Origin of the sequence: Abyssicoccus albus (assembly GCF_003815035.1) — a bacterium.
In the GTDB taxonomy this organism is placed as follows: domain Bacteria; phylum Bacillota; class Bacilli; order Staphylococcales; family Abyssicoccaceae; genus Abyssicoccus; species Abyssicoccus albus.
In genome coordinates this window covers 242163-258132 of the sequence record NZ_RKRK01000002.1, presented here as the reverse complement: position 1 = coordinate 258132, position 15970 = coordinate 242163, and the positions used below count along the sequence as shown (strand labels likewise).

Here is a 15970-nt window from a genome sequence, read left to right as displayed (position 1 = left end):
GTACTTAAATTGCGGGAGACGGATTTGAACCATCGACCTTCGGGTTATGAGCCCGACGAGCTACCAGACTGCTCCATCCCGCGCTAATAGAATTTTTTCGACTTTTATAATATATCATTAGTTAGTATATATAGTCAATAGGTATCATAAATTTTTTTACTAAATATAAAATATATTATTAATAACTCTTCTATACACTATAACAATACAAATTTATTATTTCAATCTCTTTTAAATGACTTAACTCCGATAATTTTTAATATTATATGAACATTAAAAACAAAAATACACCAATCATATCAATTGATGTATTGCATAGAGAATAATGATAGGGGGTAACTTATTCTTACTATATTCTTATTATATTATATGTGAATAAAATAACAAGTTATAAGTGAATATTTTCACAAAAAATTCACAAATAATATATCTTTTAAATACAAATAAGAGTTCAAAACTATTATAAGCATAAATAAAAGCATAAAATAATAGACTTTCATAGTAAGGTATTGAAATAAAACAATTATATATAATTAAATAAGGGAATAACTATATTAAAATATGGAGAGATAAAAAATAAATAGAACTTACATTAATGTTATTAATAATAAAAATAGAATAAGAAAAAGAAATTATGAAATGAATTAAGATAAGAAATTAATCATGATGTATTTGATTAATTAACTTAACTCTATTATTAAATAATTCAATGACATAATTTGGTTTAATAATTTGAACTCTCGGTGCTGCCCAACAACAAATAAAAAAGATATCTTCAAAAGCAATATTAACATCGACAACTGCATATTGATCAGTAATACTAACCTCTTTGATGATTGGAAATGTTCTTTTAAATCCTTCATAGAAACCATTCTCGATTCTTAAACGAGTAACGATTAAATCTTTACTATCGTCAGTACAAACATCATCATAGTTATTTTCATCTTGTTCAAATTGCTTCCCTTGCCAATCAATAATATCTACAACTTTCATTTGATTAATTGAGTCATTTTCAATGTATACAAGATTATGGTGATAGAACTGATAAATTAAATACAGAGGTTTGATCTCATTCTTTATAGAAATCTCCCCATCGTCATCGTAGTACTCTATACTGATTCTCTTACCTTCATAAATAAATTGCTGCAAATCAAGTAATCCTTCAGGTGTTGCCTCTCCATCGATTTGGAACTGGTCTAAATAGTCCAATAACATTGGTTGATCTTCTTTATCAATTTTAGATATCGCTGAACTTAAATATTGAATTACATTAGAAGATATAAATGGCGTGATACTTTTCAATTGAATCATTAAAGCAATTAACTCACGACTATCTTGCTTATTATTAATAGACTTCAAGATAAATCCTTTTTCTTCATCAGAATATGTAATTTTACTTAAATGTTCTTCACCTATACCAAGTACTCTCTCAGTATCATGAATTACTTTTTCAACTTCTTTCATATATCTTTGGTATGTTCTTTGACTTTTATCAAAATGTTCATTTAAATAACTAACGGGTATAAACTTTTCTAATACTATTTTTTTATGTATATGCAGAATATTAGATTTCTTAGACATTAACACGAAAACCCCAATTCTAATATATTTGTATAATTAGAAATATGTGATATTTCTACATTATATACCCATTAATTTACAAGTCAAACTATTATTTTCATATTTTTCTAACTTAATTTTAATATTTAGAATTTAAATTTTAAGTTAATTTAATTTTCAAATTAACTATTATATATTATTTGATTTTAAACATTTATCTATTTTATATTTATCATTTACATCTTATTAAAAATGTTTTAATTATATTTATAAAAAAAGAATTCTTACACTAAGTAAGAATTCCTCATTTAAACTGTTATGCTCAATATTACTTAAATACTCCAATACTTAATTCATTATAATAAACTATATAATTCAATATTTGGAAATTTATCTTCAAACCATCTCATCGCAAAGTCGTTCTCGAACAAGAATACTTTCCGATCATATCGATCTAACACAAGCATACTTCTTGGTGAATTCATCGCATCTGTCACATCTTCTTCGTTATGAATCCATCTTGCCTCTTTCTTACCAATTGGATCCATCACAACTTCGACGTTGTATTCACTTTGCATTCGATGTGTAAATACTTCGAATTGCAATTGACCAACAGCTCCTAATATGACTTGATTAGTATGCATCGACTTATAATATTGAATAGCGCCTTCTTGAACTAGTTGTTCAACACCTTTATGAAAATGCTTTTGCTTCATGACATTCTTCGCACTAACTTTCATGAAAATCTCTGGTGTAAATTGTGGTAGCGCTTCATATTGTATTTTACCTTTATCACACAACGTATCACCAATTTGATACGTTCCTGTATCATACAAACCGATAATATCTCCACTATATGCATCATTAACCGTTTCAGTACTGTCTGCCATAAACATTGTAGATCGACTGATTTTGCTCTTCTTTCCTGTTCTTGTGAGTGTCGCATCCATTCCACGTTCAAACTGACCACTGACGACTCTCATGAATGCAATCCTATCACGATGTTTCGGGTCCATATTGGCTTGAATTTTAAAGATAAATCCACTGAATTCATCGTGATCTGGTGCGATAAACTCATCATCGACAGTTTTACGACCTTTCGGTGATGGTGCATGATCGATATAAGCATTCAAAAAGTTCATCACACCAAAATTCGCTAATGCCGAACCAAAAAATACCGGTGTCATGTCTCCTTTTGCTATCTTTTCTTGATCAAATGCATCCCCTGCCTCGTCTACCAGCATCAATTCTTCAATTGCTTGAGTAAATACACTGTCGTTTTCAATTGGATGAGATGTTTCTAGTTCATAATCCTCATTCAGATTTAATCGATGTTCTTCATCTCGAAATGGTTCAATATATTTTTCATTTCGATCAATAATACCAAAGAAACTTTGACCCATTCCAATTGGCCATGTCATAGGGTATGTCTCGATGTCTAACGTTGATTCTATTTCTTCAAGTAACTCGAAAGGTTCTTTCCCAACGCGATCAAGCTTATTAATAAACGTAAAAATTGGGATTCCTCTCATTTTACATACTTTGAAAAGTTTAAGCGTCTGTGGTTCAATCCCTTTCGCACAGTCAATAACCATCACCGCACTATCTACTGCCATTAACGTACGATACGTATCTTCAGAGAAGTCTTCATGTCCTGGTGTATCTAATATATTGACCTTAATTCCATCGTATTCAAATTGCATCACTGAACTTGTAACGGATATCCCTCTTTGTTGTTCAATATCCATCCAGTCACTCGTTGCAAATTTTCCAGTTTTCTTCCCTTTAACTGTTCCTGCTTCTCTTATTGCACCACCAAATAACAATAACTTCTCAGTTAAAGTTGTCTTACCCGCATCTGGATGGGATATAATCGCAAATGTTTTTCTATTATTTACTTGTTTTGTTAAATCCATAATATGTTCCTCACATTTCTATTATCCATTGGTTAATTCTTAATGCTAATTCTCTTGCCAAAGATTCATCAACAAGATTGAATAGTGAATGTACTAAATGTTCCTCTAATGATTCCCCATATAAATCATCTTCAAATTGTATTGACCAATTTAAATCAGGAATACTGATAACTGTATACTCTTCTTTCTTATTTTGATATATAAATACTTTACATTCGTACCCCTCACTAATACTTTTTCTAATTTTCACGATCCATCACTCCGTATTTTTTATATGCCGCATTTAATGCAATCTCATCTTCACGATAAGGATGCTTCACACCACCAGGTCCAATCTGGTATGGTTCGCGCCCTTTACCTGTAAGCAATATTGTATCTCCCGGTTCCGATATCTCTATTGCAAATTCGACACCTCGACTGCGATCACTAAATTCATATATATTATCGTGTGTTGCTCCTGCTTTTAATAGTCCTGTTAAATAGTCTGGATCATCATCAACTGGATTATCTGGCGTGTAGATTGCAACATCTCCTAAACATGCGATTCTACCCATATCAAAAGCTTTCGTCGTATCTCTTTCCCCTTGCATTCCAGTTAAAACAATCAGTTTGTTTTGAACAAGTGGTTTAACAGATTCAATCACTTTTTGTAACCCATCTGGCGTATGTGCAAAGTCTATCACTAATTGAATAGGCAATGAATCATCTAATACTTCTAATCGCCCTGATACACGTTCCAACTGATCAATCGTTTGAATAATTTGTTCAAACGAATATCCCTTTACCCAACAAGCGGTCATAGCCGCAATTAAATTTGATACATTAAACAGTCCAATATAAGGACTTGTAACATTATATTGACCTGTCGGTGTCATCAGACGAAATGTTGTGCCTTCAATTGATTCTTTAATATGATCTGCATAAATATCGTGATGAGATTGGAGACCATAAGTAATCACTTCATAAGGTGAGCTCGTTCTATACAGTTCACTGACAGGATCATCACCATTTAAAATCACATATTTCTCTTTAGACAAATCTTGACCAAGCCCTGTAAACAGGCGTTCTTTAGCATATTTATAATCAGTCATTGACCCATGAAAGTCTAAATGATCTTGGGTTAAATTCGTAAATATCGCGATATCAAATTCAACACCATTTAAGCGACCTATCATTAATCCATGACTTGATACTTCAAAGTTCATAACATCAGCACCGAAATCGACAGCTTCGTGTATATGTTCTGTTAAAGTGACTGTTTCAGGCGTTGTATTCTTCGTTTCATAGTGATTAGCATTTAGCATAAACCCATTCGTTCCAATATAACTAGAATTAAGACCTAAGTGTTGCCATAAGTGATGAAGCATCGTCGCAATTGTTGTTTTACCATTGGTTCCAGTAATACCAACGGTCGTTAAATGATTTGTTGGATATTCATATAACATATGAGCAAACAGTGAAGCCACTCGAAGACTATCATTAACTAGTATTACAGTAATATCATCCGATACTTCAACAAATCGTTCAACGACAATCACTTCAACACCTTTATTAATAACATCCTCTATAAAGTTATGACTATCAACACGATTGCCTTTGCTCGCAACAAAGATTGAACCTTTTTTGACTTGTCTTGAATCTGTTGTAATATGGGTCACTTCTCTATTGGTATGTCCATACACTTGTTTTATTTTCAATCGATCGATCAACAGCTTTATCTCCATTACATCTCACCTCATATTCATCATTAAATTATAGCACCTTTATTTAATATTATTAAGTGTTTGTAAATCTTCGGGAAATTCTGTTCAATATTTATTAAATAAGATAAACTAATAATGAGATATCATATGTACTTATAAGGGGATGGTGTTTACACCAAAAAATAAGTGCATCACATAACTTAACGGGGTGTAAAAATGACAAAGAAAAAATTACTGATCATAACTGGTTCATTTGGCAATGGACATATTCAAGCGACTGAAAGTATCATGAGTCAAATAGACTTAAACGAAATCGATGTGTATAAACACGACTTATTCTTAGAAGCACATCCATTGTTGACTACAGTTGCAAAAACTTACTATATTAATAGTTTTACGCATTTCAGAACATCGTATAAAATGTTCTATTACTCTAGGCCGAATGCTGTTGATAAATCTTTCTACAAATACTACGGATTAAATAAGTTATTAAAACTTGTTGCAGAATATAACCCAGACTTAATCTTGGTTACATTCCCGACACCTGTCATGAGTGTCCTAAAGAATAGATTGAATATCGATATTCCGATTGTAACGGTGATAACAGACTTTAGATTACATAAGAACTGGGTCACACCATACTCTGAAGGGTATTATGTAGCTTGCAATGAAACTAAAAATGACTTAATGAAAGTCGGCGTAGATGAAAACCTTATACACGTGACCGGAATTCCAATTAATGAAGCATTTTCTGAATCAATCGATTGTGAACAATGGCTTAAATCTTTTAATTTGGATCCTAACAAAAAAACAATCCTTATGGTTGCTGGTGCATTTGGTGTATTGCGTGGTTTTGATGAAATGATACAACAATTGATAAAAAAAGATGAAAACCGTCAAATCGTTGTTGTATGTGGACGAAACCATGAACTCGCACAACAATTAAAAAATAAATTTAAAAACTACTCACAAGTACTCATCATGGGTTATACAAAAGAGATGAATCAATGGATGGCGTCGTGTGACATGATGATTACAAAACCAGGAGGTATTACGATTAGTGAAGCATTGGCACGTAAAATCCCTCTCATCTTATACAACCCAGCACCAGGACAAGAATTAGAAAATGCAAAATACTTCAATCGAACGCGGTTAGCAAAAATCGCCAATAATCCGAATGAAACAATTCGTATCGCTGATCATTTATTGGATCATCCATTGGAATTAAAACATATGCAACAGTCTATGGAAACACATCGAAAACCAACAGCGAGTCGACACATTGCATCGCTAATTAATGAACAGTTAACGAAATCATATCACAAACCATTAGAAGATAAGAAAGTGATTAAATATGCGAAACTCTTCTCATAAACATTCATTCTGGTTGTTATTAATCACGTTATTTTTAGTCGAATTTGCACGTGGGATGTATGTCTTAAGCTACTTACCAAGTATTCCAGCGATTTCTAATAATATTACCGTAGCAATTGCAAGTATCGCTGTGACGATTCACTTTATAAGTGATGCTGGTACTAACATGGTGATTGGTTTTGTCATGAAACGTATCGGTGCTAAACCCGTATTATATGTTAGTTTCATATTAGGTTTAATCGGACTCGTATTAATGGTCCTAATGCCAAATCCAGTGACATACATTATTGCTTCAATTCTTGTTGGAATTGCCGTATGCCCTATTTGGATTATGGTATTAAGTAACATTGACGAACGTCAAAGAGGAAAAGAGATGGGTCTAGTCTATTTTGCATGGCTCATGGGGATGCTTTCAGGTATGATCGGAATGAATTTATTCATTAGTATTCACCCAACTCGATTTGTAATCCTCATTCCAATTTGTTTTGTCATTGCATTAATTTTATTAATCTTTAGTCATGTACATGTGACTTATCGTAAATCAACGAATATAATAGAACAGCTAAAAGAAATGTTATTTATTGTAAACCATCACAAAATTTTATTCCCAGGAATACTGTTACAAGGGCTTGCCATTGGGATGCTAATTCCTATTCTTCCAACCTACGCTGTCAAAGATATTGGATTAAATTATGTTCAATATACCATCATATTGATTATTGGAGGCTTTGGATGTGCCTTGGCAATGCTACTCATGAGTCGATTATTAGATAAACTCGGTCATTGGTTAACGTATTCTGTTGTTTTAATTGGTTTTCTTGTTTATGCTTTAGGAATTTACTCATTAAGTCATTTCACGAGTTACATCATTATTTGTATCGTCGCATTAATTGTCGGATTATTTTATGGTTTATTACTCCCAGCGTGGAACAAATTCATGGCCTCTTCAATTCGTGATGACTTAAAAGAAGAATCTTGGGGTGTATTTAACTTTTTACAAGGACTCGGCACGATGATCGGACCATTAATTGGTGGATTAATCACGGAATATACTCAAGATGTAAATTATGCTTTCTATGTTTCGAGTTTAATTTTTATAGGCTTAATGATTCTTTATTGCATTCACTTTGTTATGACAAATAAATTTAAGCGGTCTTAAAAACCGTCCTTAAAATATTTAATGGCTAAGTAAATATTTAAATTTTTAATTATAGATACTAAAAGTATTACATGTAAATACTTTTAGATGTATATAATGCGATGAGTTGTTTATGTAAAGATATAATTGATAATTAAAAATATAAAAAATGGATTATAATTGTAATAGCAAATTATAATCCATTCTTTTTTATCTTTTTTACTTATATTCACATTAATCCAATCAAAATAATATGTCATTAAAGTTATTTTAGTTCTTTTAACTTCTGTTCCATAAACTGTTGTATCTCATCTCTCATTGAGCTTTTCAAAGCATATTCAATGGTTGTTTTGACAAAGCCTACTTTATCTCCAACATCATGTCGATTTCCACTAAAATTATATGCAAATACTTTTTGATGTTGATTTAACATCTCGATCGCATCCGTCAATTGTATTTCTCCACCTGCACCAATCTCACCTTTATCTAACTCGTCAAAAATTTCTGGAGTTAATACATAACGACCCATAATCGCCAAGTTAGAGTCTGTTTCATGTGGTTTCGGTTTCTCTATTAGTTTTGACACTTCATACAAATCTCCATCACGCTTGTCGTACTCAACAATCCCATACCTAGACTTATCTTCTTTTAAAACATCTTTTACACCAATGACAGTCGATTGAGTTTGTTCATATTGATCAATTAGTTGATTAATACAAGGCACTTCAGAATCGACAATATCATCTCCTAATAACACAGCAAATGGCTCATTTCCTATAAATTGTCTTGCTGTCCAAATGGCATGTCCTAATCCTTTAGGTGATTTTTGACGGACATAAAACATATTTGCTAAATCAGTAGCAAAGTGAACTTTTTCAAGTAAATCTTTTTTACCAGCTTTCTCTAATGTAATTTCAAGTTCAACTTGTGCATCAAAATGATCTTCAATTGCTCTTTTATGTTTCCCTGTGACGATAATAATATCTTCAATCCCTGCACTAACCGCTTCTTCAACGATATATTGAATTGTCGGTGTGTCTAAAATTGGTAGCATTTCTTTTGGCATCGCCTTAGTTGCTGGTAAAAACCTAGATCCAATCCCTGCTGCTGGAATGACTGCTTTTTTTATTCTTTTCATAAAGACCTCTTTTCCGTTGTTCATACGTTTTTATAAGATTTTAATTAATATTATTAGAGTTAAACTTATTTTAAATCTATTTTATCAATCGTCATAGAATACTACAAATTATATATAAAATAGGTCTGACATGTGAACTGACACCAATTAATGAGACAAAACAAAACACCCCATAAGTTAGATTTTTGGTCTAACTTTTGGGGGACAGTTCATTTATTTTATACTGGTTTTATTTTATATTTTTATTTAATTCTTATTTTATATATTTATTAAAATAGTTTATAACCTTCATTAAATCAATTCAATATATTCTTTTGCACCGGTAATAAATAAACCGCTTTTCAATTCATACATAGTATATCCGTCTACCGACAATTTATTTTTAATTGTAAAGACTTCTCCTTTGTGGACTATTTTATAACGTGCATTCCATTGTGGTTTATCATAAACCCATAAATCTTGTGTTGTTACTTTAATATACTTCGGCTTGTTCATTTGTATTTCAATAATCATCGCACGAAATTGGTCGAATGACATATATTCTAGTAGAAACTTAGGACAACTTGTTTGTTTCCAATGTGAGTGAGGCACAACTCTATGAATCGGTATATCATACTGCTTCATCAATAGTCTCACAAGTTCAATCGTATTTTGTATCACTTGTTCAAAGTCTACCCCATCATGTTGGCACATCTCAATTCCGATACTCGATATATTACCAAGCCCCATGGCACCATCTCCAGCATGCCAAGCTACTTCATTCGATGGAACATGTTGAATAATATATTGATCATCAATAGTATAATGCCATGACACATATCGATGTTGTTGATTCTTAATGTATTTAGCATGCATTAAAGCATTAGCACCTTTCGAACTATTGCCTGTATTATGAATTGTTATATATTTTGGTCTCATGACTTGCTTCGTTCGATTGCGATGAGATATCGGTAACAACATTTTGGTTATCTTCAAAAAAATCACCTCCTTCTAACTTATATATCGTTAGAAAAAGGTGATTTCGCCGAAATTATTTTTTTAGGATTAATTAAATATAAAACGATGGAATATGGAATAATGTTTATATATTAACATATATTATATAATATTATATAAATTCATATCTTTATAACTAAAATATATCCCTACTAATAATTTAAAAATATTAAACTACTTATTTAATGACTTTCTTTTTTTTATTGTTTCATAATGCTCATCTCTATCCGGTTCAGATTTTCGATAGAATGTATTTTCTTTCATCATGATATGTTTAATATCATAGCGGTATTCATAAATTTTAGTCACAATTGCTTTGATCACTGCATACGTTGGTATAGCCACCATAACGGCAACAAATCCACCTAAATTACCAGCAGCTAACACAACTGTTATGACTGTTAAAGGATGAATATTTAATGTATTCCCCATTACGTTCGGTGTAATAATGTTTCCTTCAATTTGTTGTGCTACAACCATTAATAGAACAACCCATAGAACTAATATTGGCTCTTGTAACAATGCAAGAAGTATCGCTGGTGCTACAGCTAAATATGGACCGAGAAATGGTATGAAATTAGTCATTACCGCAAACAATGCAAGAAGTAATGCATAATCCAATCCCATAATTAAATATCCTACGTAAAGCATTATACCAAGAATGACCGATACTAACATTTGACCTTGGATAAATGAACGAAGCGTCTTATCAATTGCGCCTAATGTTTCAACGATGAAACGTTTGAATGATCCGTTAAAAGGTGAAGATACGTATGGAACAAATTTCTTATGATCTTTTAACATATAAATTAAGAAGAATGGGACTAAAATCAATAAGAACAACGTTTGAACCGTTCCTGTTACGAGGCTAATCATAACATCACCTAGACTTGTTAATGTTTTATCTAAGTTACCAACGATATCATTAATTTTATTTTCGAAACTCTCAGGCAATCTTTCACGCTGACTGAGTGCATAATCTACATATTCTTCAGCTTGTTTTTGAATTGCTGGTGCTTTTTGGACTAAATTTTGTACTTGATCGGTAATCATTGGAATCAATACCGAGATAAAAATACCAATAACAAGTGTAATAATTAGAAGGACTGTCGAAACACTTGCCCATTTCGGTACTTTACGTTTTTCAAGAAATTCTTGAATCGGTACACCTATGTAATACAAAAGTCCAGCAACGATTAATGGAATAAAAATCGTCTTCACAATAATATAAATCGGATGGAATATCACTTTCATTTCTTTCAATAATAAGATTATAATTAATGTCATTATGAGTGCTATTCCAATTTGAAACCAATTCTTTTGGACCATAATGTCCCTCCTATATACTATTTTCATCATACATCATATCATAATAATACCCATTTTATGTTTTAGTTACACACAAAAATAACTAAATATAATGGTTAGATTATTAGTCTAAATAATTGTGATGAAGCATGCATCGATTAACCATTTGACTAATTAATCATTTGCTTAACTGTCATCATACTGTATAATAAAAATATAAATAATCTGATAATTCAAAAATCATACTACTTTACTATAATATAACGATAAAGGAGAAAAATCAAATTATGATTGATATGATAAAAGAAATTATTTGGAGTCCTTTGCTCGTCTATGGACTACTCATTTGTGGTATATATTTCACTCTTAGAATGAGACTTTTTCAGCTGAGACATTTCAAAGAGATGATTCGCCTAATGTTCCAAGGTGAGGAATCACCTATTGGCGTATCAAGTTTTCAAGCATTAGCCGTTTCACTCGCTGGGCGTGTTGGTACAGGTAATATTGTCGGGGTTGCAACGGCTATCTATGTCGGTGGTCCCGGTGCGATATTTTGGATGTGGGTGACGGCATTTTTAGGTGCTGGCAGTGCATTCATAGAGTCTACACTTGCTCAAATTTATAAGAAGGAAGATAATGGTGAATACCGCGGAGGACCAGCATATTACATAGAACAAGGAATCAAGGGACATGTTGGTAAGATTTATGCACTAATCTTTGCATTGATTACAATCATTGCGACGGGGTTCTTGTTACCAAGTATTCAATCCAATGCAATTAGCGAGTCCGTTTCAAATGCATTCCAAATCAGTCCATGGATTATCGCATTAATTACTGCCATTGTTGTAGGTTTAGTTATTTTCGGTGGAATTCAAGCAATCGCCAATTTTGCATCTGCTGTCGTTCCAATAATGGCGATTATATATATAATCGTTGCTGTCATTGTTGTTTTAATGAATGCTTCGTTAGTTCCTGACATGTTGTTATTAATTATTAAAAGTGCTTTTGGTCAAGAAGCAACATTCGGTGGAATACTCGGTGCGATGATCCAAATTGGTGTAATGCGTGGCATTTATTCGAATGAGGCAGGCCAAGGAACTGGACCCCACGCAGCAGGTGCTGCAGAAGTTTCACATCCAGCTAAGCAAGGGCTTGTTCAATCATTCTCAGTGTATGTAGATACATTGTTTGTATGTACTGCAACAGCATTAATGATTTTAATTACCGGTCAATATAATGTTAAAGATGAAGATGGATCGCTCCTAATTGATAACGGAGTATATAGTTTAGGTGCAAATGGTGAGAAAGTCTATGAAGGTAGTGTAACGTATACTCAAGCAGCACTCGACCTTACGTTATCAAATCAGTCACAGTTTGATATAAACTTTGTCGGTTTCGGATCATATTTTATTGCAATCATTTTAACATTCTTTGCTTTTACAACGATTCTTGCATATTACTATATTGCAGAAACAAATTTAGTTTATATTCTTAAAGGTAAACATTTATGGCTAAAGTATGCACTTAAGTTCCTCCTAATTTCATCGGTTATTTTCGGCGCCGTAAAAAGTGCTCAACTAGCTTGGTCGATTGGTGATATTGGTGTCGGATTAATGGCTTGGGCTAATATGATTGCAATCGTCATATTACACAAGAAAGCAATCGAAGCATTACGTGACTATGAAAGACAAAAAGCTGCGAAAGGTTCTGGAAAATATGCAATATATCAACCAGATAAAAAAGATTTACCTAATGCAACATTCTGGACGGAACATTATCCAAATAGACTAAAAGAAGCTAAGATTAAACAAGATTAAAGTTTTTTGATAAAATTAAAGAAGCAAATAATAAAGGAGAACTGTTATGAGCTTCGAAATACAAAAAATTAATGATACTTCATTTCACAGTGAAATTTTACAAGATGATTACGATTTAAAAATTTATTTACCTAAGTCTTATCACAATATGGAACCACACCGACTGATAATTGCCTTTGATGGTCAAGATGTTTTTAAATATGCTCAATTAAACCGAGAATATGAAAAGTTAGTTCAATCAAATGATATTGAACCTGCAATTATTGTAGGTGTTTGTTACAATTCTGTTGCTTGGAGAGCTGAACACTTCAGCCCTGATGGTATACACCATCAAAACATGTTGAAAAGTATTATAGAAGAATTGATTCCATATATCGAACAACAATTTAATGTATCAACATCGCCGATGGATAGAATTGCATTAGGAGACTCACAAGCTGCCAGCATGGCATTAAGCTTAATATTAAATTACCCCCTCGAATGTTATAAAGGAATCATCTTAAGTCCGATGGTTACAGATTCACTATTTGAATGGATTAATTTAAATGATGAGTCTTTAGAAATTTTCCATATTATTGGTAAAGAAGAAAAACATTTCAAACTTCCAACTACAGGTGAAATGGCAGATTTCTTAACACCAAACAGAGCATTAAATGAAGCAATTCAAAATAAACCATGGACATATCATTATGAAGAAGTTGAAGGGTCACACGTTTGGAAAACTTGGAAACCACATTTAAATGAAGGAATATTATATTTATCTGAATATTAATATCTTTTATTACTTTCTTTTTGAACAAGTTTGATATAATAGAAATAACACATAGGAGGATGATCATTATGAAATTAGGTATTGTATTATTTCCATCGAAAGAATTACAAGAAGAAGTGAACCATTACCGTAAACGTTACGACGATCATTACGCAAATATCCCACCGCATATTACAGTGAAAGAAGTATTTGAAGTAAGTAATGAAGATGAAGCAAAACAAGTCGTTAACATAATGGAAGAAAAAGCAAAATCAATTGACCCCGTAGATATTAATGTTGAGAAAGTAAGTAACTTTGCACCGACAAAAAATGTCGTGTATTTAAAAATTACACCAACTGAATCATTGCAGGCTTTATACGATGCTTTTAATAATGAAGATTTTTATGGTGAAGCAACACATCCGTTTGTCCCACATATTACGTTAGCACAAGGATTAAATGATCAAGAATTTGAAGATGTTATAGGACACTTATCATTATATTCACTAAAACATCAAGAAACAATTCATAAAATTGCTTTATGTTATCAATTAGATAACGGTCAATGGACAACATTTGATATGATTAAATTAGGTCAATAATAACACAAGTCAACAATTTGGAAATCAACACGTCAATTTGACACATAAAATATAGTTAATCGGCTGCGCTAATACAAGTGCAGCCTTTTTTAATGAAATTTGATTGCCATTGAAAAAATTTAATATTCTTTTTCAACCCTTCTTAGTTTTGATTATAGCCATGAAACATATATTTAGAGTTCTAAACATTAATAAAATGCACTCAATAAATAAAGTAAAGTGCATGAACATCATCACCTGCTTTACTTTGTTTTGATTGTCTCTTAATAACTATCTCAAAAGTTATCTCTACCTAGGTAATCACAGCGTTTTTATAATTTTCACAAACAATAATATTATCTTTGAGATGACCAAATTTAAAAAATAATCTTTTACTTTTTAAGAAAAATGTCTTTTAAACCCCAGTTTACTCCTTTTTCATAATAATTATTCAGCTTTTTATCATCATACTCAAAATAATTTAAATCATTACAGATAACAAAAAAAGAGATTAAGCAACTTTAAGCTGCTTAATCTCTATATTTTAGTTCACCAATTCTATTTAATCTTAAATTGAAATGAACCAAATTGTCTTAAATATTCATTTATTGATTAATTTTTTTTAAAATATTTAATAACTATAAATGAAATTTTACAAATAACAGATTAGTTATCCTCGTTTTCTTTACGGCGTTTAAGACCAAAGAATAATAATCCACCTAAAATACCCGCAATACCACCAGCAAGAGTATTATTATTTGTTTCACCAGTTTGTGGTAATATATCTGCTTTAGATTGAATGATATCGACAGGAACTTTTATTACTTCTTTTGTTCCATTAGGATACGTAACTTCAACCAATCCAGTATATTCACCACGTTTACTGATATCAATCATACCTACTGGCGTAATGTCTTTAACCTTACTACCTTTTGGTAAATTTAATACATTATCAGTTAAATCAATTTTTCCATTAACATCAACAGTTTCAGTAACAACACGTAAATCGTCATCATTGTCTGAATCTTTGCTACCTTGATTATCATGGCCACCTGTGTTTGATACTTCTACCGTCACTGGAACATCGACGATTTCTGATGTGCCATCTGGGTATGTCACTTCGACTTGACCTGTGTATTCTCCTGGTGTATTTGGATCAATCGCGCCGTCTGGTGTCACATCTGTCACCGTTGTACCGTCAGGTAAATCAGATAAGTTTGTCACGTTATCTGTTAAATCAACTGTGCCACCTTCTTCAATCACTTCTGGTTCTGTCATTGGTTCATATTCAGACGCATCTGTTGGATCAACATCTGTGTCTAATGGCTCCTCGACCGTTACAGGTACTTTAATGTGGTCTGTTGTACCGTCTGGGTATGTTACTGTCACATCTACTTCTGTTGTATCTGGTGTGTTGCCATCTGGTAATTGTGATTCATCATCCACTGTGATTGTTGGCTGTTCTTTATCCGCTGGATAATCTGGGATTGTTACCGCACCTGTTACATCATCTGATGTCGTTGGTGTCCCATAATCTTTCGTTACACCATCTGTTGTTGGTACATAAGCCTCGTTATCTGCTTGTTCTCCTACCGTTACAGGTACTTTAATGTGGTCTGTTGTACCGTCTGGGTATGTTACTGTCACATCTACTTCTGTTGTATCTGGTGTGTTGCCATCTGGTAATT

13 protein-coding genes and 1 tRNA gene (1 of these 14 running past the window's edge) are annotated in these 15970 nt (G+C 32.2%); 5 read left to right on the top strand and 9 right to left on the bottom strand.

Annotated features, from left to right (window positions below; genetic code table 11):
• Nucleotides 1-9: 9 nt before the first annotated feature.
• From EDD62_RS01280 to EDD62_RS01260, 5 genes are all read right to left on the bottom strand, one after another.
• Nucleotides 10-83, bottom strand: a tRNA-Met gene (locus tag EDD62_RS01280).
• Between the two features lie 574 nt (nucleotides 84-657).
• Nucleotides 658-1581 (bottom strand): hypothetical protein, encoded by a 924-nt coding sequence (locus tag EDD62_RS01275; RefSeq protein ID WP_123807231.1) that lies wholly within the window; start codon nucleotides 1579-1581, stop codon nucleotides 658-660.
• A 335-nt stretch (nucleotides 1582-1916) separates the two neighbouring features.
• Nucleotides 1917-3476 carry a peptide chain release factor 3 gene (locus EDD62_RS01270; RefSeq protein ID WP_077140629.1) on the bottom strand — a complete coding sequence of 520 codons (1560 nt, stop codon included), beginning with the start codon at nucleotides 3474-3476 and terminating at the stop codon, nucleotides 1917-1919.
• A gap of 10 nt (nucleotides 3477-3486) precedes the next feature.
• The gene (locus tag EDD62_RS01265) at nucleotides 3487-3726 is read right to left on the bottom strand and encodes a YueH family protein (RefSeq protein ID WP_077140630.1); all 240 of its coding nucleotides are present in this window, start codon (nucleotides 3724-3726) and stop codon (nucleotides 3487-3489) included.
• Complete coding sequence (locus EDD62_RS01260; RefSeq protein WP_123807230.1) at nucleotides 3716-5200, bottom strand: UDP-N-acetylmuramoyl-L-alanyl-D-glutamate--2,6-diaminopimelate ligase; 1485 nt, start codon at nucleotides 5198-5200, stop codon at nucleotides 3716-3718. The genes EDD62_RS01265 and EDD62_RS01260 overlap by 11 nt, the downstream gene beginning before the upstream one ends.
• Before the next feature lie 195 nt (nucleotides 5201-5395).
• Here EDD62_RS01260 and EDD62_RS01255 point away from each other — a divergent pair, with 195 nt between their 5' ends.
• Nucleotides 5396-6553: an MGDG synthase family glycosyltransferase gene (locus EDD62_RS01255; protein ID WP_123807229.1), complete on the top strand. Its 1158-nt coding sequence runs from the start codon at nucleotides 5396-5398 to the stop codon at nucleotides 6551-6553.
• Nucleotides 6534-7712 carry a lipoteichoic acid biosynthesis MFS flippase LtaA gene (gene ltaA, locus EDD62_RS01250; RefSeq protein WP_123807228.1) on the top strand — a complete coding sequence of 393 codons (1179 nt, stop codon included), beginning with the start codon at nucleotides 6534-6536 and terminating at the stop codon, nucleotides 7710-7712. The genes EDD62_RS01255 and ltaA overlap by 20 nt, the downstream gene beginning before the upstream one ends.
• 244 nt (nucleotides 7713-7956) lie before the next feature.
• Here the strand turns inward: ltaA and galU are convergent, their stop codons facing one another.
• The 3 genes from galU to EDD62_RS01235 form a co-directional block, all read right to left on the bottom strand.
• Nucleotides 7957-8829, bottom strand: coding sequence for a UTP--glucose-1-phosphate uridylyltransferase GalU (galU, locus tag EDD62_RS01245; RefSeq protein ID WP_123807227.1), 873 nt, complete (start codon nucleotides 8827-8829; stop codon nucleotides 7957-7959).
• Between the two features lie 291 nt (nucleotides 8830-9120).
• Nucleotides 9121-9804, bottom strand: a complete 684-nt coding sequence (locus EDD62_RS01240) for an N-acetylmuramoyl-L-alanine amidase (protein ID WP_123807226.1) — start codon at nucleotides 9802-9804, stop codon at nucleotides 9121-9123.
• A gap of 195 nt (nucleotides 9805-9999) precedes the next feature.
• Nucleotides 10000-11154 carry an AI-2E family transporter gene (locus EDD62_RS01235; RefSeq protein WP_123807225.1) on the bottom strand — a complete coding sequence of 385 codons (1155 nt, stop codon included), beginning with the start codon at nucleotides 11152-11154 and terminating at the stop codon, nucleotides 10000-10002.
• 266 nt (nucleotides 11155-11420) lie between these two features.
• On the opposite strand from EDD62_RS01235, the gene EDD62_RS01230 reads away from it, so the two are divergent.
• The 3 genes from EDD62_RS01230 to EDD62_RS01220 all read left to right on the top strand — a co-directional run bounded on the left by EDD62_RS01230 (nucleotide 11421) and on the right by EDD62_RS01220 (nucleotide 14303).
• Nucleotides 11421-12950 carry an alanine/glycine:cation symporter family protein gene (locus EDD62_RS01230; protein WP_123807224.1) on the top strand — a complete coding sequence of 510 codons (1530 nt, stop codon included), beginning with the start codon at nucleotides 11421-11423 and terminating at the stop codon, nucleotides 12948-12950.
• Nucleotides 12951-12996: 46 nt separating this feature from the next.
• Nucleotides 12997-13722, top strand: coding sequence for an alpha/beta hydrolase (locus tag EDD62_RS01225; RefSeq protein WP_077140638.1), 726 nt, complete (start codon nucleotides 12997-12999; stop codon nucleotides 13720-13722).
• Between the two features lie 68 nt (nucleotides 13723-13790).
• The gene (locus EDD62_RS01220; protein WP_077140639.1) at nucleotides 13791-14303 is read left to right on the top strand and encodes a 2'-5' RNA ligase family protein; all 513 of its coding nucleotides are present in this window, start codon (nucleotides 13791-13793) and stop codon (nucleotides 14301-14303) included.
• Between the two features lie 645 nt (nucleotides 14304-14948).
• On the opposite strand, the gene EDD62_RS09455 is transcribed toward EDD62_RS01220, so the two are convergent.
• A protein-coding gene (locus EDD62_RS09455) for a Rib/alpha-like domain-containing protein (RefSeq protein ID WP_462476952.1) crosses the window boundary here: on the bottom strand, nucleotides 14949-15970 show its 3' portion. Its footprint extends 589 nt past the window's final position; the window shows 1022 of its 1611 coding nt (coding positions 590-1611); the start codon falls outside the window, past its right edge; the stop codon is at nucleotides 14949-14951.